Origin of the sequence: Phaeodactylibacter sp. (assembly GCF_040219495.1) — a bacterium.
Taxonomy (GTDB): domain Bacteria; phylum Bacteroidota; class Bacteroidia; order Chitinophagales; family Saprospiraceae; genus Phaeodactylibacter.
Map to the genome: position 1 here is coordinate 27,615 of NZ_JAVJSK010000017.1, position 17,510 is coordinate 45,124.

11 protein-coding genes are annotated in these 17,510 nt (G+C 53.5%); 10 read left to right on the forward strand and 1 reads right to left on the reverse strand.

The genetic code is table 11. From position 1 onward, the window contains the following. Positions 1–49: 49 nt before the first annotated feature. From RIC19_RS03245 to RIC19_RS03285, 9 genes are all read left to right on the forward strand, one after another. The gene (locus tag RIC19_RS03245; protein ID WP_350176789.1) at positions 50–1,213 is read left to right on the forward strand and encodes an exo-beta-N-acetylmuramidase NamZ family protein; all 1,164 of its coding nucleotides are present in this window, start codon (positions 50–52) and stop codon (positions 1,211–1,213) included. 730 nt (positions 1,214–1,943) lie between these two features. Further along, positions 1,944–3,128 (forward strand): hypothetical protein, encoded by a 1,185-nt coding sequence (locus RIC19_RS03250; protein ID WP_350176791.1) that lies wholly within the window; start codon positions 1,944–1,946, stop codon positions 3,126–3,128. Positions 3,129–3,666: 538 nt separating this feature from the next. Continuing rightward, entirely contained in the window at positions 3,667–4,950 is a 1,284-nt protein-coding gene (locus tag RIC19_RS03255) for a porin (protein ID WP_350176793.1), read from the forward strand. A 102-nt stretch (positions 4,951–5,052) separates the two neighbouring features. Then, positions 5,053–6,711: a S41 family peptidase gene (locus tag RIC19_RS03260; protein WP_350176795.1), complete on the forward strand. Its 1,659-nt coding sequence runs from the start codon at positions 5,053–5,055 to the stop codon at positions 6,709–6,711. A gap of 50 nt (positions 6,712–6,761) precedes the next feature. After that, the gene (locus tag RIC19_RS03265; protein WP_350176797.1) at positions 6,762–7,988 is read left to right on the forward strand and encodes an exonuclease SbcCD subunit D C-terminal domain-containing protein; all 1,227 of its coding nucleotides are present in this window, start codon (positions 6,762–6,764) and stop codon (positions 7,986–7,988) included. A 24-nt stretch (positions 7,989–8,012) separates the two neighbouring features. Then, positions 8,013–11,663, forward strand: coding sequence for an AAA family ATPase (locus RIC19_RS03270; protein ID WP_350176799.1), 3,651 nt, complete (start codon positions 8,013–8,015; stop codon positions 11,661–11,663). A gap of 70 nt (positions 11,664–11,733) precedes the next feature. Further along, positions 11,734–12,771, forward strand: a complete 1,038-nt coding sequence (locus RIC19_RS03275; RefSeq protein ID WP_350176801.1) for an Rpn family recombination-promoting nuclease/putative transposase — start codon at positions 11,734–11,736, stop codon at positions 12,769–12,771. A gap of 131 nt (positions 12,772–12,902) precedes the next feature. Continuing rightward, positions 12,903–14,234 carry a PDZ domain-containing protein gene (locus RIC19_RS03280; protein ID WP_350176803.1) on the forward strand — a complete coding sequence of 444 codons (1,332 nt, stop codon included), beginning with the start codon at positions 12,903–12,905 and terminating at the stop codon, positions 14,232–14,234. A 68-nt stretch (positions 14,235–14,302) separates the two neighbouring features. Continuing rightward, the gene (locus RIC19_RS03285) at positions 14,303–15,244 is read left to right on the forward strand and encodes a class I SAM-dependent methyltransferase (protein WP_350176805.1); all 942 of its coding nucleotides are present in this window, start codon (positions 14,303–14,305) and stop codon (positions 15,242–15,244) included. 90 nt (positions 15,245–15,334) lie between these two features. Here the strand turns inward: RIC19_RS03285 and RIC19_RS03290 are convergent, their stop codons facing one another. Further along, positions 15,335–15,631 (reverse strand): hypothetical protein, encoded by a 297-nt coding sequence (locus RIC19_RS03290; protein ID WP_350176807.1) that lies wholly within the window; start codon positions 15,629–15,631, stop codon positions 15,335–15,337. A gap of 342 nt (positions 15,632–15,973) precedes the next feature. Here RIC19_RS03290 and RIC19_RS03295 point away from each other — a divergent pair, with 342 nt between their 5' ends. After that, entirely contained in the window at positions 15,974–17,428 is a 1,455-nt protein-coding gene (locus RIC19_RS03295) for an aminoacyl-histidine dipeptidase (RefSeq protein WP_350176809.1), read from the forward strand. Positions 17,429–17,510: the final 82 nt, after the last annotated feature.

Sequence of the window (17,510 nt, forward strand, 5' to 3'; positions counted from 1 at the left end):
AATTTTGTTTGCTATTTTGAGTTTTTTGCCACTAAATTGTGCAAAAAGTGTGTCAGAAAACGTGGTGCAGCAATCTTCCTTTACTCCGGTCGCCGAGGAGGCCAAAGCCGTAGTGACAGGTGCTGCCCGTATGCCGGCCTATCTGCCTGCGTTGCAGCAAGCCAAAGGCGTCGGTTTAGTGGTCAACCCGACCTCCGTGATCGGTGGGCAGCATATAGTGGATACCCTGCTGGCATCGGGCGTGGCGGTGCAGCAGATTTTTGCACCCGAACATGGCTTCCGGGGCACGGCTGATGCCGGAGAGACGGTGACGGATGGCAAAGACAAACAAACCGGGCTGCCCATCATTTCCCTCTACGGCGACAATAAAAAGCCGAAACCTTCCCAACTGCAAGGCCTGGATGTCGTGGTTTTCGACATTCAGGATGTGGGGGTGCGCTTTTACACCTACATTTCCACCCTGCACTACGTCATGGAGGCCTGTGCGGAACAAGGCATCAAAGTCCTCGTCCTCGACCGCCCCAATCCTAACGGGCATTACGTGGACGGTCCAATCCTTGACCCGGATTTCAAGTCCTTTGTAGGCATGCACCGGGTGCCGATTGTACATGGCGTGACGGTTGCGGAATATGCCAAAATGGTCAATGGCGAAGGCTGGCTAAAAGGTGGCATCAAATGTGACCTGGAAGTGGTGCCCTGCCTAAACTACACCCATTCCACGCCCTATGAATTGCCGGTAAAGCCCAGCCCGAACCTGCCCAACAACCGCTCCATTTACCTTTATCCGTCGCTCTGTTTCTTCGAGGGCACAGTAGTCAGCGTAGGGCGGGGGACGAACACCCAATTCCAGGTCTATGGCCATCCCGACGCTACCATTGGCGATTACTACTTCACGCCGGAGCCCATGCCGGGCGCCAAATACCCCAAACTGGAAGGCCAGCGCTGCCGTGGCTTTTCCCTGGTCAGCACTGCACCCGAACTCATTCGTCAGGAAGGCTATCTGAACCTTGACTACCTCGTTAATTTCTACCAAGCCTACCCGGAAAAGGCGAACTTCTTTCTGGAGACCCTCTTCATCGACAAGCTGGCGGGTACAGATGCCTTGCGTAAGGCTATTGTCGCCGGTCAGTCAGCAGAAGAAATCCGAGCCTCCTGGGCAGAAGGGCTGGCCGCTTACCGGGAGATGCGGGAGGGGTATTTGCTGTATCCCTGAGGGCGCAAACTGTTAGGGTGCGCATCCCTCCTGTCGTAGAGCTTTCTGCTCTGCGGCAGGTTCCCACGGGAGAAGCTACCAGCAGCTAGCTCAGTGTTCCTGTCGTGTCCTGGTTTTTCCGGGATCCGGCAGGTTTCCATAGGGAAAGCTGGGGCAGAGCTTCTGGGAAGTGCCAGGCTTAAGCTCTACACCAGCAAGCCCAGTGCTTGTCGTAGAGCTTTCTGCTCTGCGGCAGGTTCTCCCAGGAAAAGCTGGAGCAGAGCGCTTGGGAAGGACCAGGCTTAGACTATGTTTGGAGCGGGTTCGTCATGAAAATCAAGGAATTGTGGTTCTGGCTAAATCTTTTTTAGCGCGTTTGGCGGGTCAAATAAGCTAAAAAAGATGACGCCAGGTTCATAAGTCCTTGGTTTGCAATAGGAGTAAGCTCCAAACATAGTCTAAGCTCTACCGTGGTATATTTCAGACAAAGCTTTTGCCTGATCTAAGTAAGCTCCAAACATAGTCTAAGCTCTACCCCAGCAGCTCAGTGTTCCTGTTGCGGAGCTTACATCGCGGGTACTCTACCGGTGTCCGGCAGGTTTCGTAGAAAACCCGTGTAACCGGCAAATGGATAGCTCATCATGCCTTTCAGTTTTCTGCTCCCGAAGTGTTAAAAATTAGGAGCTTCTGTTTTTTTTTGCATCTTACATGGTACATTGTTTAAGCTATGAAAAAACCTCTCTTGCCAACTATGTCCATCAAAATTTTGAGCGTGATCTCTTTTTTCCTCCGTATAGGTGTTTGCCTGACGTTTCATGCTTTAATCATTCAGCATATATCCGCTCAAAACCTGGTACCGAATCCGTCCTTTGAGCTGGTAATTGATGATCCGGAATTCAGGCCAACAGGGGTCAATAGTTCTGTAGACTGGTTCAAATTGCTGTTTACGACAGAGTTTTTTCATCGGTCTTATGCCGCTGTTGCCAGTGTGCCGGCTAATCAACGTGGATTTCAGGACCCTTATATGGGAGATGGATATGCAGGTATGATTGTTTATCCTTTGGATGTCCGGGAGTTTCTTGCAGTGCAGTTGACAGCGCCATTGGAGCCGGGAGAGGTTTATACCCTAACCTTTCAGGTTAGTCTCTTGGAGCGGTCAAAGTTTCGGACTGATGATTTTGGGGCTATGCTGTTGCACAACCGACCTGAACAGGACAGCTTGAGCAGGTACCATTATTCGGTAAAAAACCTTGAAGGCCGCGTTCTTTCGGATACTTCCGGATGGATGGAAATCCGGGGGCAGTACCTGGCTGAGGGTGGTGAAGAATACTTGCTTATTGGCAATCTATACGATCAGGCACGTACCACTTTTGAGGAAACAGGGGTTGGGAATGCTTTGCCCTGGGCTTACTACTATGTAGATCAGGTCGTGTTGGAACGATGCGGAGAAACAGGCAGCTCTGTCACACAATTGCCTCCAAAAGATACTGTGATTTGCGATAGTGGCAGTGCAATGCTCGAAGGGTTGCCTGATGCAGATGGTTATTACTGGGTTGGGGAAGGTATAGAACCTGTGCTGCAAACCCGGAGGCCAGGAAGGTATATGCTCAACCATTACTATGGATGTGATATCCTCCAGCAGTCTTTTACCGTTCAAACTGATGGGTGTTTCTGTGATATTACCTTCCCTTCTCCCAGTCGGCTGCCTGCCGAATTACGTCCTTTACCTTCCCGTAATGTGGAAAGTTACACGCTTGAACTCTTCAATGCCGCCGGGCAGAAAGTCTGGTCAGGCGATCAGGAAAGGCTAAGCCAGACAAAGCTTTCTTTGGCGGCGGGCATTTATTTCTGGCACGCAAGGCTTGATTGCTTTAGGGAGTTGGATCAACAGCCGTTTCAGCGTACCACGAGCGGTCGCATATTATTTGTGGATTAAGGCTTGGGGGAGGAGGTTTGCTCTGTAGGAAAAGCTGGGGCAGAGCGCTTGGAAAAGGCTTGGCTTAAGCTCTACACCAGCAGCCCAGTGCTCCTGTCGTGGCGCTTTCTCCCGATACTTTATCGGGGTCCGGCAGGTTCTACAAGGATAAAAGACTTCATATACCGTGGTTCACCTTGCGTACTTTTCGTTTGCGCGTGGTCAGCACGCCGGGCGAAAGTAGAGCGCCCGGCGAGACAGTCTCACCGGGTGTACTAAACTAAGCCGTTGGCGGGGGATTCATCCGGTGTGCTTTGCTTTGCCGGTGAGCTTCCTGCTCTTTGAGAAAGCTGGGGCAGAGCTCTGGGGGCGGTTTGGGCTTAAGCTCTACACCAGCAGCTAGGCTCCTGTCGGGGAGCTTTTTCCCGGTCTCTACCGGTATCATGCTGCTTAATTGCCTCACATAGTGTAATTTTAACACTAAATCACCCCTTGCCCTGAGATAAGTCACTGCGGAAGTGTGCCGCCTTTTGTTCCTTGCGGGCAAAAGCATGACGATATGAAACGGTTCCTGCAAATTCTGGTGGTGTTGATGATGGGATGGAGCGTGCTGCAAGGGCAGGGCGTACTGCGCTACAACCTTGATACCACCGGGCAGACTTACCTCAAAGCCAGTCTTCGCGCTCAGCTCTGGGGGCGGTATACGCAGATGAACCCCGGCACCGTCATCTACGGTGAACCGACCAGCGAGTACTTCGATGTATCCATTCGCCGTTTGCGGATGAACTTCTGCGGGCAGTTGACGCCCGAACTTTTCGTTTACGCCGGTTTTGGCAATAACAACCTCAATTACCGCAACAGTGCAGACTTCCAAATTGGGGTGTTGGACCTTTACGCAGAGTATGCCTTTCACCGGGCGCTGGCTGTAGGGTTTGGAAAGTCAGGTTACCACGGGCTGAGCCGCCTGAATTTGCGCAGCAGCCGGTCCATGCTGGGGCTGGATGCGCCCCTGTTTTCCCTCTACTCTGTCAACCGGACCGACCACCTGGGGCGCAATCTGGGCATCTGGGTCAAAGGGCAGGCCGGCAACTGGGACTACCGCGCAGTTGTCAACAATCCGCTAAAGTACGACAGTGGTGAGCCTGGGCAATTCGCCGACTGGGCCAATACGCGTCCCCGCCACCGCTGGTCTTTCTACCTCAAGCATCAGTTTGCCGACCACGAGGGGAACGGGCCATTCGGAGCGGGCACTTACCTGGGCAAAAAGAAAGTTTTCAACCTGGGCGCAGGCTTTGCCTGGCAGCCCCGCGCGATGTGGACGGGCAGCGCGTTGAGCCCCGATTACCATGATATGTTCCACTTTGCTGCAGACCTATACGTGGAGTGGCCCGTGTTTAAGGGCACTGCCGATGCGTTTACGGCCTATCTTGGTTACTTCAATTATGACTTTGGGCCCGGCTACCTGCGCAACCTTGGCGCTAATAATCCTGCCACCGGCTTATTAGTGAGTGAAGCCAGCTTCAATGGCACCGGCGCTGCCTTCCCAATGATCGGTACCGGGCAGGTGCTGTTTTGGCAAACCGGCTATTTATTGCCAAAAGGGGTCACGCCAACTCAAGCCCGCCTGCAGCCCAATGCCTCCGTGGAATACGCCCGTTACGACCGGCTTTCGGACCCTATGCTGGCCTATGAGCTGGCGGTCAACCTGTTGTTCAACGGGCACAACAGCAAGCTAACGCTGGGCGCACAGAACCGCCCCATTTTCCAGGCACAGGAAAACGGCGTCTTCGAAACGGACCGGCTGTGGATGGCGGTCTTGCAGTATCAGGTGGAGATTAATTGATAGGAGACCTAAGTTGAAGGGCAGAAAAAATTGATTTTCTGAATCAGGGGTAGCTCTTAGTGAGGAATGCGTACTTTCGATACCTCAACAACAGTCAATCCAATGAAGAAGATTGGTATCTGGCTACTGGTCTGGCACCTGCTCTCTTCCTGTTCCTTTGAACAGGTGTTGCTCAAGGGCACCAAGCCGGTCAGCCACCCGGTCACTCAAACACCAGCTTACGGGGCGCTCAACCCTTATCAGCAAGATTACCTCTTCGCAGCCCGGCTGATACGTGAAAGTTATCCGCATTGGGAATCTATCCTTTCTCCCGCAGTGTTTGACTCCGTGGAACAAGCTGGACTCGAAGCGTTAGCCCTGCCATGCAGCCCACAGGAATTCCGGTGGGAATTGCAGCGATTACTGGCCACCTTCCGTAATGACCATACCCGGCAGCTAAAGTCTTGGTACCCGAAAGAACCTCTGTTTTATCCTTATCAGCTGAATTATGCCCCCCGAAACGAAGGCTATGGCTGGTATATTGAGCGCATCGATTCCATTTATGGGGCATCTTGGATTGGTTGTTGGGTGGATCAAATTGGCAACCGAAGCTTGGACAGCCTGTCCGCAGCTTTTGGGGAAATGACGGCCCGGGAACATGAATATGGCATTCGCGATGACCTCTATCGGCGCTGGCTGTTTTCCCGGCCCCGCCTCCTGGCCCGTATGGATGTCGATACGGCACAGGGCCTATCCCTTGAGTGTTCCTGCCCGGATGGCCCCAGGCAGCTTAAGGTTGCCCCCGGTCCCGGTAAGTCCTTCAACCTGCAAAGCCGAAAGCCCCGCCGTAGCCATTCCAAACCCCGCCAGGATGGGTTCTGGTATCAGGCCATTGAAGACAAAGGTTACGGGTACTTTCAATTCAATGGTATGTTTGATCGGGAAGTAGTGATGGATGGCCTGAAGACCTACGTCCGGGCACCTATCCGCCCGCTCGCCCGATTATTTCTCAGGCGGGAGTACCTGCGGGCAGCAAAGGGGAAATCCACTCGCTGGGTCAAGCCCAATGCTGGGGACTTTGATGCCTTTTTACAGGAGGTATTTACCGATTTAAACGCTAAAAACCTTCGGACCCTGGTTATCGACCTGCGCAATAACGGTGGAGGCGATCTGGAAATGGCCCGTCCTTTACTCTACGCTTTGGCCCCGCAGGCAGCTGTGCGCCCCATACAGGACTACATTTACCTTTCTCCCTTATCAAGGTCCCAATTCCAGGAAGAGTGGAAAGCGCTGGACCGTGCTTGCCAAAAACTCAATCAATCATTGCCCGCCGATGGTACACTCGTGAATGTAGACAGTCTGGAAATCGCTGCCGGATTAGAACCGGCTGATTTCTTTGCTCCTGCCAGAGACCCCAGGTCTCCGGTATACTTTCGGCCGCCCGTACCCGAGTATAACGGGCAGGTTATTTTTCTGGTTGGGCCTCAAACTGGTAGCGCCGCTGCCGGTTTGGCTACGCTGGTAAAAGACAATGGCATTGGGCAGCTGGTTGGAACAGTGGTTAGTGAACGGCCGGAAGGGGCAACCGCTGTATCCAGAGTGAACCTGCCTAACAGCAAGGAAGAAATTTCAATTTCGGTCTGGTACAAAAAACGGCCGGCGCCGGAAGCTCCAAAAGACGTGCTTCTTCCGGATCATTGGGTAGAAGCAGATAAGGACAGCTATCTGAATACCGCTGACCCGGTGCTCGATTGGTTGGAAATGCATTTGATCGGTCGTTGAGTAGCGCTGATTGGTTAAAAAAACGTATACTGCTTCCTTACCGGAATATTATGAAAATCATCCACACCTCCGACTGGCACCTGGGCCAGAAACTCTTGTACAACGACCGGGAAGAAGAGCACCGCCTGGCCCTGGACTGGCTGTTGCAGGCCATTGAGCAGGAGCAGGCCGAAGGGCTTATTGTTGCCGGTGATATTTTCGATATTGGCAATCCGCCCAACTACGCCCGCAGCCTGTACTATCAGTTTTTGCGCAAACTATTGAATACCAACTGCCGGCACGTAGTGATCACCGGGGGCAACCACGATTCTCCGGCTATGCTCAATGCGCCCCGGGAGCTGTTGCAGGCCTTGAATGTGCATGTGGTGGGCGCGGCAGGCGAAGCCCCTGCTGATGAAATCGTGGCCTGGAAAGATGAAGCCGGCAGGGTAGAGGCGATTATCGCAGCAGTCCCTTTTCTGCGCGACCGCGACCTGCGCTACAGTGTGGCCGGCGAAACGGGCTACGACCGGGTGGAGCAAATCCGGGCGGGCATCAAAAAGCACTACGATGAACGGGCGGCTTATATTTCTGAACACTTCGATACCTCGGGCGTGCCGGTGATTGCCACCGGGCACCTCTACGCCACCGGTGCTGGCGCCTCCGGCAAGCAGGACAACATCTACATCGGCAATACAGAAAACATCGAGGCGCGGCAGTTTCCGGAGCTATTTGACTATGTAGCGCTGGGGCACATCCACCGGGCACAAGTGGTCGGTGGATTGGACCACGTGCGGTACTCCGGCTCGCTTATCCCGCTGAGCTTTAGCGAAACGAAAGACGAGAAAGCCATTTATGTGTTGGAATGGTCTGGCAAAACGCTGGATACGATACGCAGCCTGCCGGTGCCGGTATTCCGACGGTTGAAGGGCATCAGCGGGAATCTGGAAGAAGTGCTGGAAAGCCTGTCCCGCTTCGTCCAAAAAGACCGCGAAGGGCTGGAGCCCTGGATTGAGGTCAGTGTAGAACTGGACCGCATGGTGCCGGAGCTGAGCACCCTTTTGCAGGACGCCCTGGAAGCCAACGGTGGCGGCGCATCCATCCTGAAGATACAGGCCCGTTACCCGCAACGACAGGAGCTGTCCCAACAGAATGCCCCCGACCTCGACACCCTGGAAGCCGAAGAAGTCTTCAAAATGAAGTGTGAACAATACGGCAGCCCGCCCGACCAAATGGACGAACTGCTCGCCACTTTCCGGGAGTTGCAATCCTGGATGACCGAACAAGAAGAAGTATAGCTTTAATACCCTGGACTTTAGCCGATGAGAATCAATACCATACGCTTTCTGAACCTCAATTCCCTGCGCACGGAGCAGGAACTTCGTTTTGATCAGTCCCCCTTGTCAGAAAGTGGGCTTTTTGCCATCACCGGAGATACAGGCGCGGGCAAAAGCACCATTCTTGATGCCCTCACCCTGGCGTTGTACGGGCAAGTGCCCCGGAAGGCGGATGAGGGTGAAATCATGTCCTACGGCACTGGCAAAAGCCTGGCCGAGGTGGAGTTTGAAGTCGGGCAGGAACGCTACCGCAGCAAGTGGAGCATCTGGCGGGCCCATGAGAAAGCTGAGGGTGCCCTACAGCCCTCCCGCCGGGAACTGTCCCATTGGAATGCCGAAAAACAGGCCTTTGAAATCATCGGAGAGAAAAAGCGGGAAGTCAATGAGAAAATAATTGAGATCACAGGGCTGGACTACGACCGCTTCTGCCGGTCCGTGCTGCTGTCCCAGGGAGATTTTGCCGCCTTCCTGAAGGCAGACGAGCGCGACCGCAGCGAACTGTTGGAGCGCATCACCGGTACCGCTATCTATTCTGACCTTAGCAAAGCCGCCTTTGAGCGCCACAAACTGGAAAAGAACAAGCTGGAAGCCCTGGAACAGGAATTGGGCATGCTCGACTTGCTTTCGGAAGAAGAAGCTGCAGCCCTCGATCAGCAATTAAAAGAGCTACAAGATATCGTCAAATCCCGGCGGGCAGAAGAGCAGCAACTCCGGGAACAACTCAACTGGCTGCTTCAACTGGAAAAACTGCAGCAAAAAGAACAACGCCTGCAGCAGGAAGCCGCCAACCTGAAGGAGCAATCCACCGCTTTTCAGCCAAAAGCCGACCGCCTTGCCCTCCACCGCAAAGCCCTGCCCCTGCAATTGCCCATTCAGCGCCTGCAGGACGCCAACGGTCAGCTTCATGCCCTTAATGCAGGCATAGCCAAGGATGAACAGGTACTCCCAGCATTGCAACAACAGCTCGAAACGGCAAAAAAGAACAGCAGCGCAACCGCAGATGCCCTCCAATCAGCCAGAGCGGTACAGCAAAAACAGGCACCGGTGCTGGAAAAAGTCAAAGCCCTGGATCTGACCATCGCCGGACAACGCCCGGCTTTGGAAAAACAGCAGCATGCCCTTGCCCATGCCCGGGAGGACCTGCAGAAAACTACGCAGCAACAGCAAAAAACAGCCACCGCTTTGCAAACGGCCAGAGAAAAGGCGGAATCGGTAGCCCAATGGCTGGAAACCCACGCCTCCTGGTCAAAACTGGCCGAAGACCTGCCCGGCATCCGCGAGCAACGGAAACAGCTGGCCGGCAGCTTCAAGGAACAACAGGCCATCAGCAAAAAGCTGGAACAGCAGCAAAAAAAGCAGAAGACAGGTGCGGCCTCCCTGTCTGCACTGCAGCAACAGGCCGATGACTTAAAGCAAAAACGAGACCAAACCCTGAGCCGGCTTGAGCAACTGGCACCCAAGTCCTTCACCACCGATACCAGCTCTCTGCTGGACCGCCTGCACGAGGAAATCACCGGGCTTACGCAGCGGCAGACCCGCCTGGAAAAACTACAAACCCTTAGCCGGGATTACGAAAAACTGCTGGCGACCTACAGCCGTCTGGAAACCGAACTGGAAGAGCTGCAGTCCCGCGACCGCATTCTGAACACCGAAGTCCTGGGCACCCTCGATCAGATCGATCAATTGCAGCAGACCCGGCAGTACCGCAGCCGGATTTTTGAGCAGCAGCAGGCCATTGCCAACTATGAGAAAGACCGTGCTAACCTGGAGGAAGGCGAGGCCTGCCCGCTTTGCCTGTCGACTCATCACCCTTTTCGGGAAAAAGAGGTGAAGCCCTTTGTGGATGAAGCACGGGAAGACCTGAAGCGTGCGGAAGCGCAACTGGAAAAAACCCAGCAGCAGCAACGGCAACTCCTGACCGAGCAACAGCAGATCGAAATGCGCATCGAGCAGTTGCAGGGCGATGAGAAAAAAGACTTGGCCGGCAAATTGCAGGAGCAATACGAGCAGCTCGTGGCCCATGAAGAGCAAATTGCTGCCCTTCAACCCAAAGAAAGCCAATGGGTGAAAGCTTCGTCCCTGAGTGGCGAGCTAACCGCCGTACAAGCCGAATTGGAACAGCGGCAGGCCGACCGAAAAACCCTGAGCCAGGTTCTGAAATCACTGGATGCGATAAAGGCAGACCTGGAAAAAGCCGAACGCCGCTACCACAATGCCGCCGCCGATCAGCGGCTGCTGGAAGCCGAAGTCAACCGATTGCAGCAAGAGCAGTCCGACAAAGCCCGGCAATTTGAGGAAGGCACCGCCCGCATTAATCAATTGCTGGAGCCCCACGGTTTTGCCTTTGAGCTGAAAACGGCCAAAGCTATGTTCCAAACCCTGGAAGAGCGGCGGGAGGTCTGGGCTGCCCAAAAACAACAAGCCGAGGCCTTGGCAAAGGAAATCGCGGTGCTGGAAGCGCAGCTCGAGCAACTCAATCAGCAGGCGGAAGAGCGGCAGGCATTAGTGCAGGAACAGGAAGCCGCGGTAAAGGAATCTCAATTAGCCCTTACCCAACTGCAGCAGGAACGCGAAGCCTTATTTGGCGACAAAAACCCGGTCAGGGTGGGGCAGGCACTACAGGAGCGGCAGGATCAGGCGGAAGCACAGCGGGACGAGGCACAATCCGCCGCCGTTAAAGCAGAGCAGGCTGTGCTCACCACCCAATCCAGCCTCAGGGAAAAACAGGAACAGCAAATCAGCCTGACCGCTAAACTGCAAGGATTTGAAGACGAGCTGGTCAAAGCCGCCCACTCCGCAGGTTTTGAGGATGCCGCCGCCGCGCAGTCTGCTTTACTACCTGAGCCGGAAGCCCAAGCCCTGGAAAAAGAGGCCGAAACCTTACGGCAGCAGCAGCAACAGGTTCAACAAAGCCTGAAAGAGACAAAAGCCGAACTGGAAAAGGAAAAAGCCCGCGCCCTCACCGATCGCCCAGCTCCGGAGTTGGAAGCTGCCCTGGAAGAAGCCGCCGAAGCCTTGTCTACCGTACAGCAGCAGATGGGTGCCCTGACCGAACAGCAACGTCGGCAACAGGCACAGCAAGCCAAAGCCACCGGATTGGTCGAACAGCTTGAAAAACAACGCAAAGGCTATCACCGCTGGGCGCAACTCAACGACATCATCGGGCAAGCCGATGGTAAAAAATTCCGGATGTTCGCACAGGGGCTCACCCTGCAAAAGCTGACGCATCTGGCCAATATCCATTTGGAACAGCTCCACGGGCGCTACCTCATCCAAAAGCGGGAAGGCGATACCCTGGAGCTCGACATCGTAGATACCTATCAGGCCGACAACCGGCGCTCCATGAATACGCTTTCGGGAGGGGAAAGCTTCCTGGTGAGCCTGGCCTTGGCCCTTGGCCTCAGCGAACTGGCCGGGCGGGACACGCAAATACAGTCCCTTTTTATTGACGAAGGCTTCGGCACTCTGGATGAGAATACCCTCGATTTGGCTATAGCCACCTTGGAAAACCTGCAGGCGAGCGGGAAAACTATCGGTATCATTTCTCACGTCAAAGCCCTGAAAGAGCGCATCGCTACGCAGGTGCAGGTGACGAAGCAGGGGAATGGGTTTAGCATGGTGCGGGTGGTATCGTGATTTTTTTGTTTAAAAATGTTGTAATTAAATATATTTTGTGTTATTTTAGGGGTGACTAATCGCCCTCTGTATGAAAAAGAATAAAAAAGTCTTTCAGCCTGACGATCGTTTTTTTCGTCAGGCGATGAGTGATCCACAGGTTGTAAGTGATTATCTAATCTATTTTTATCCTGCTATTGCAGCGATTGCTGATTTGAAAAGCCTAAAGCAAGAGCAAACTACAGCCATTCATCCAAACCTTCAATTGTTTAATGCTGATGTTGTCTTTAGATGCCGTTTCAAAGGAGAGGAGGGGTCAAGCTTTTACTTTTGCCTCTTATTTGAACATAAATCGAAGCCTGAAAAATATGTAGCTATTCAGGTTGGGCTATATGTATTTCAACTGATGTATAATGTTGTTAAGCAGGGTAGGAGAGAACCGGAACCTGTACTGCCCGTGGTGTTTTACAACGGGAAAGAATCCTGGTCTCCCAAAACGATCGGAGCATTGTTTGATAAAGCGCCCTACTATGAGACAATAAAGGAGTACCTGCCGGACTTCAATTTCCTGTTTGAAGATGTAGGGCGTTTGTCTCCGGAAGCAATGGCTAAACTCGAACTTAGTTACTTCAGGAGTTTGCTGCTTACCATGTCAATGCGGCATAAACCTGACTTGATAATTCAGTATTTGGATGTTATTTTTGAAGGAGCAACGGATAAAGACAAAATGCGGGCGACAATTACCTACATATTAGGAGTCGCGGAGCGGTCGCCAGCAGCGTTTATGAAAGACTTGGAACAAATAGAATTCACCACTAAACCGGATGCTATGAGTACTTTGGAGCAGTTTTTGGAATTGGGGCGTGAAGAGGGTGTCAGAAAAGAGCGCGTACTTACTTTTCTTCAACTTCAGCTTAAGCTACCAACACTGAGTGTATCAGATTTATCAGAGCTCAGCAAACTTCCTCAGGAAACCGTGACGGCGTTTAAGAATAACATTCAAAAGGCTGATGTGGAGGCGCTTTGGGATTTTTTAAAAGTGCAAATGCTTGATGAGGTGCAATTGAAGAAGGAGGAAAAAGAAAAGGTCATGCTTATGCTTGAGCAGCTTCTGGAGCAAAATCGATGATTAATCTATCTGGCGGTTTATGCAACGCTCCAAATAATTATCTGTCTCTAAGGGTGTATGTAACTTTTTGGGTAAATCAATCGTCTTCCGGGCGATGATTTAATTATAAAAAATCAAAACACCCGACGTTTATGAAAAAGCATTTTACCTATCTTTTTATGGCCGCCTGTGCCTTTTGCCTGGTCCTGAGCACGCCTTTGCAGGCGCAGGAGGGCGATCGTTCCATTACTGTAATCAAGACCGTGACGCACGAGGACGGTACCGTAACCACGGTTAAAAAGCGCCTTTCCGGCGATGAAGACCCGGAAGCTTATCTGAAGACTCTGTCGGATGAGGAGGGCGCCGTAACGGTTGACATTCAGGTGGTAATGGATGAAGTGGACCCGAACGGTGAAGAGGAGGAACCGGTCCTGTTTTTCCGCCGTGCCAATTCAGATGATGAAAACGAAGAAATTGAGGAAGTCCGCATTTTCATGAATGGCGATGCCGGCGACTTTTCGGAAGTCATTGAAGAGCGCATTCGCGGCAAGCATCCAAACAGCCGCACCAAAAAAGTAAAAGCGGTCAAAGCCTTTTTAGGCATTTACCCGGGCGACACTGATGATCAGGTGGGCGTAGCCGTAAACGGTATCATCTCCGGGGAAGGAGCGGAAGCCGGCGGCATTCAGAAAGGCGACGTGATACAGTCTGTTGCCGGATATGCGACCAACGGCACTTATGGTTTAGGCGGTGTGTTGCGTAAGGTGGAGCCCGGACAGCAGGTGGAGGTGAAAGTCCTGCGCGATGGGCAGCCGCAGGTGCTGTCGGTGAAGCTGGGGTCGAGGGAATATATGCGCACTGTGCTCAATGAAGACCGGGAAGACTGCGACGTCTTTATTGGCGTATACGTAGGGGGCGAGGGCCCTGAAGGCGAAGGAGCGGAAGTCACCAGTATTATTGGGGGTACGCCAGCCGAGGAATACGGTGTGCAGCCCGGTGATGTCATTCTGGCGATGGACGGCGTGAAGGTCAACGGCAATGCCGAGCTGCTGCGGGAGCGGAACAAGCACGAGCCCGGCGATGAATTCGTTTTGACCGTCAACCGTGGTGGGATGATCAAAGACCTGGGGGCGAAGTTTCATCTCTGTGAGCGCGTGGAAGAGGATGCACCCGCGATTGTTGAGGAAGACGCACCAGTCATGGACCTGCCTTCAAGCACTTTGCAGCTGACCGGCTACCGCGCATTCCCCAACCCGAGTTACGGTACTGTCCGCGTGCAATTTACGGCAGAGGCGGCACCGGTGAGCGTACAGGTTACAGATGTTTCCGGCAGGGTCATTCATCAGCAACAGCTCAATCAGTTTGATGGCAACTACGATGAAGCCATTGACCTGAGTGGCGCCACACCTGGCAATCTGTTCCTGACCATTCAGCAGGAGGGGAAGCAAACGACTAAGCAATTGCTGTTGATTAACCGCGTTTAGGCAGGAATCTTGATCATTCATCTTTGCGCCCAGGGGACAGATTTGTACCTTGGGCGCAAATCGTTTTTATGGCTTCCTTCGACTTTGAGAGTTTCGCCAATCGCCTGCGCAAAATGGACAAACATTTGCGCAAGTGGGCCCGCAAGAAGAACATCACCTGCTACCGGGTTTACGATGCTGACTTACCTAGTTTTCCGCTTACGGTAGACCGGTATGAAGCTTACCTGCACGTAGCGGAGTACAAACGCGACCACGGCATGGACGAAGAGTCCTATCGCCTGTGGCGGGGCGGGGCGCGGCGGGCAATGGCGGAAGCCCTGGAAGTGCCCAATCCGCATATTTACTACAAGGAGCGCAAACCGCAGAAAGGGCGGGAGCAGTATGAAAAGCTCAGCGAGCAGCAATCGGAAATTACGGTGCAGGAAAACGGGCTGCAATTTATTATAAACCTGGCCGACTACCTGGATACCGGGCTCTTTCTCGACCACCGCCCGACGCGGGAGACCGTACGGGCACAGGCGGAAGGCAAGCGGGTGCTGAACCTCTTCGCCTATACCGGTTCATTCACGGTGTACGCTGCTGCCGGCGGGGCGTTGTCTACCACCACCATCGACCTGTCCAACACCTACCTGGAATGGGCTAAACGCAACCTGGAACTCAATGGCCTTGCAGGTGGCCCCCACGAGTTGGTCCGTGCGGATGTGAAAGCCTGGCTGCAAAAGCCCGTGGAGCAGCTCTATGATATCATTGTGCTGGACCCGCCCACCTTCTCCAATTCCAAGGCCATGTATGATATTCTGGATACCCAACGCGACCATCCGGAACTCATCAATGCCTGCCTCAAGCGGTTGTCGCCGGAAGGGCAGTTGTACTTTTCCACCAACTTCCGCAAATTCAGGCTGGAGCCGGAAAAGCTACAGGCCAGCCGCATCAAAGACATCACCGGGGCGACGATCCCCAAGGACTTCCGCAATCCTAAGATCCACTACTGCTGGCTGTTGCAGCACTAGCCCGAGCTAAAGGAGCGGTTCTTTAACGAAGAGTAGGCGGAAAAGAACGAAACTTGGGGTGTCAAGGGTTTATGGCTTGAGGCACTAATGTTATTCTGCCCGTCTGAAGCGGTCCAACAGGTAAAACAGAACCCCAAACGGGATAAGCGGAAGCAGCCACAAAATTTGAGCACCATTCAGCCCGAGCGCTTCCTTTAGCAGGAAAAGCGCGCCCATCCAAACCGTGAATCCCAGTGCCACCAGCAACCGCCGTTTGCGGTCAAAACGGAGGTCCGTCCCACATTCCGGGCAGGCCCAGGTGTCCCCCAGGCTGCGGAAGAGCATGCCGCTGAGGTACGCTTTGGGGCTGTATCGGTATTGGCAGTTTGGACAAGTTCTCGCATCCATAATTAGTAGAGGTTAATTTTTTCTGCTAGATTCCCGGTGAACAATCGGTATAGCCTGTAAGGTTGTATTTGAAAACAACGGTTGGGCGTTTTGGATGCCCATCTTTTCGTTTTTACCATCTTTTTGAGGTATCCCGGTATGGAAAACCGGTAACGGTTGCTGCCGAAACCCTTCGCAGCTGTCCTTTGCGGACGCTGCGAATGCCTTTGCGGACATAGCGGGAAACCCTCCACGGCCTTTGCGTGCCCCCTTTGCGGCCTTTGCGTGAACCCCCTCCGTGAACCTTGCAAGCCCCCCAAGCTGTTAAATCAAAAGAACAAGACAACAATAGCAAAAAATACCATGAGTCAAATTCCCACCCTGAGCCTTGAGCCCAAATCCATCTGGAAAAACTTTGAAGCCCTGAATGCCGTGCCCCGCCCTTCCAAAAAGGAAGACCGGGTCATTTCCTTCATGCGCGCCTTCGGTGAATCACTGAAACTGCTCACCCTGATCGATGCGCTGGGCAATGTCGTCATCAAAAAGCCCGCTACGCCCGGCATGGAAAACCGCCCCACCGTTATTTTACAGTCCCACCTCGATATGGTGCACCAAAAGAATGCCGGTACCGATTTTGACTTCAACACCGAAGGCATCCGCAGTACTATTGAGGGCGACTGGGTGACCGCTGAGGGCACAACGCTTGGAGCAGATAACGGCATTGGCGTAGCTGCGATTATGGCGGTACTGGAAGCCGATGACCTGAAGCACCCCGCCATCGAAGCGCTTTTTACAATAGATGAAGAGACGGGTATGACCGGTGCTAAAGGGCTGGATGCCCATATGCTGGAGGGTAAAGTACTGCTCAATCTGGACTCTGAAGAAGACGATGAGCTGACCATCGGCTGTGCGGGCGGTATCGACAGCAATACCCAAATGGACTACACCGAAGAGCCGGTGCCCGAAGGCCATACTGCACTGCAGCTGGTGGTGCGCGGGCTGAAAGGCGGCCACTCCGGCATGGACATCCACAAAGGGCGGGGCAACGCCAACAAACTTATGAACCGCCTGCTGTACAAAACCGGCGGGCCCTACGGGCTTCGTGTCGTCTCTATTGACGGGGGCAGTCTCCGCAATGCCATACCCCGGGAATCTTCGGCGGTGGTCGTGGTACCGAATGGCCATCTGACTGCATTTTTGGAAGCCTTTGACGCCCGCCGGCAGGAACTCAGGCGGGAATACGCCAATATCGAACCGGGTTTGTCCATTGAGCAGTCCGAAACGGCCTTGCCCGAAAAGGCCATGAAGCCGGAAGACCAGGAAAAAGTATTGACCGCCCTGTACGCCGTGCCCAACGGAGTCTGGCGGATGAGCCCCGACATCCCCAACCTGGTGGAAACCTCGAGCAGCCTGGCGCGGGTGATCGTCAAGGAGGGCAGCTTCGTCACCCAAAGCCTGCAGCGCAGTTCCATTGAGTCCGGTAAGCATGATGTCGCTTTTGCGGTACGCGCTGCTTTCGAAGCGGTTGGCGCTACAGTAGTGAATGACGGTGATTATCCCGGCTGGGCGCCTAATGCCGATTCCAAAATTATGCGCACGATGGAGGGCCTTTACAAAGACTTATTCGGGGACGCTCCTAAAGTTTCTGCCTGTCACGCCGGACTGGAGTGTGGTATCCTCAGTCAGCATATGCCTGCGCTGGATATGATTTCCTTTGGTCCGACCATCCGTCATGCCCACTCACCGGATGAGCAGGTGAATATTGCTTCGGTGCAGAAGTTTTGGCGGTATTTGGTGGGGGCGCTGGAGCGGATTTAAAGACTTTAGCGAATTTTCGCTAAATTTTATTGCGTGTCCGGTCAAATATGCCGATATTATGCGGGTAAAATTATTACCTACT

Coding starts and splice junctions, on each gene's coding strand:
- RIC19_RS03260 (WP_350176795.1), top strand. CDS start 5,053: ATGAAGAAGATTGGTATCTGGCTACTGGTCTGGCACCTGCTCTCTTCC.
- RIC19_RS03285 (WP_350176805.1), top strand. CDS start 14,303: ATGGCTTCCTTCGACTTTGAGAGTTTCGCCAATCGCCTGCGCAAAATG.
- RIC19_RS03275 (WP_350176801.1), top strand. CDS start 11,734: ATGAAAAAGAATAAAAAAGTCTTTCAGCCTGACGATCGTTTTTTTCGT.
- RIC19_RS03270 (WP_350176799.1), top strand. CDS start 8,013: ATGAGAATCAATACCATACGCTTTCTGAACCTCAATTCCCTGCGCACG.
- RIC19_RS03265 (WP_350176797.1), top strand. CDS start 6,762: ATGAAAATCATCCACACCTCCGACTGGCACCTGGGCCAGAAACTCTTG.
- RIC19_RS03280 (WP_350176803.1), top strand. CDS start 12,903: ATGAAAAAGCATTTTACCTATCTTTTTATGGCCGCCTGTGCCTTTTGC.
- RIC19_RS03250 (WP_350176791.1), top strand. CDS start 1,944: ATGTCCATCAAAATTTTGAGCGTGATCTCTTTTTTCCTCCGTATAGGT.
- RIC19_RS03295 (WP_350176809.1), top strand. CDS start 15,974: ATGAGTCAAATTCCCACCCTGAGCCTTGAGCCCAAATCCATCTGGAAA.
- RIC19_RS03290 (WP_350176807.1), bottom strand. CDS start 15,631: ATGGATGCGAGAACTTGTCCAAACTGCCAATACCGATACAGCCCCAAA.
- RIC19_RS03255 (WP_350176793.1), top strand. CDS start 3,667: ATGAAACGGTTCCTGCAAATTCTGGTGGTGTTGATGATGGGATGGAGC.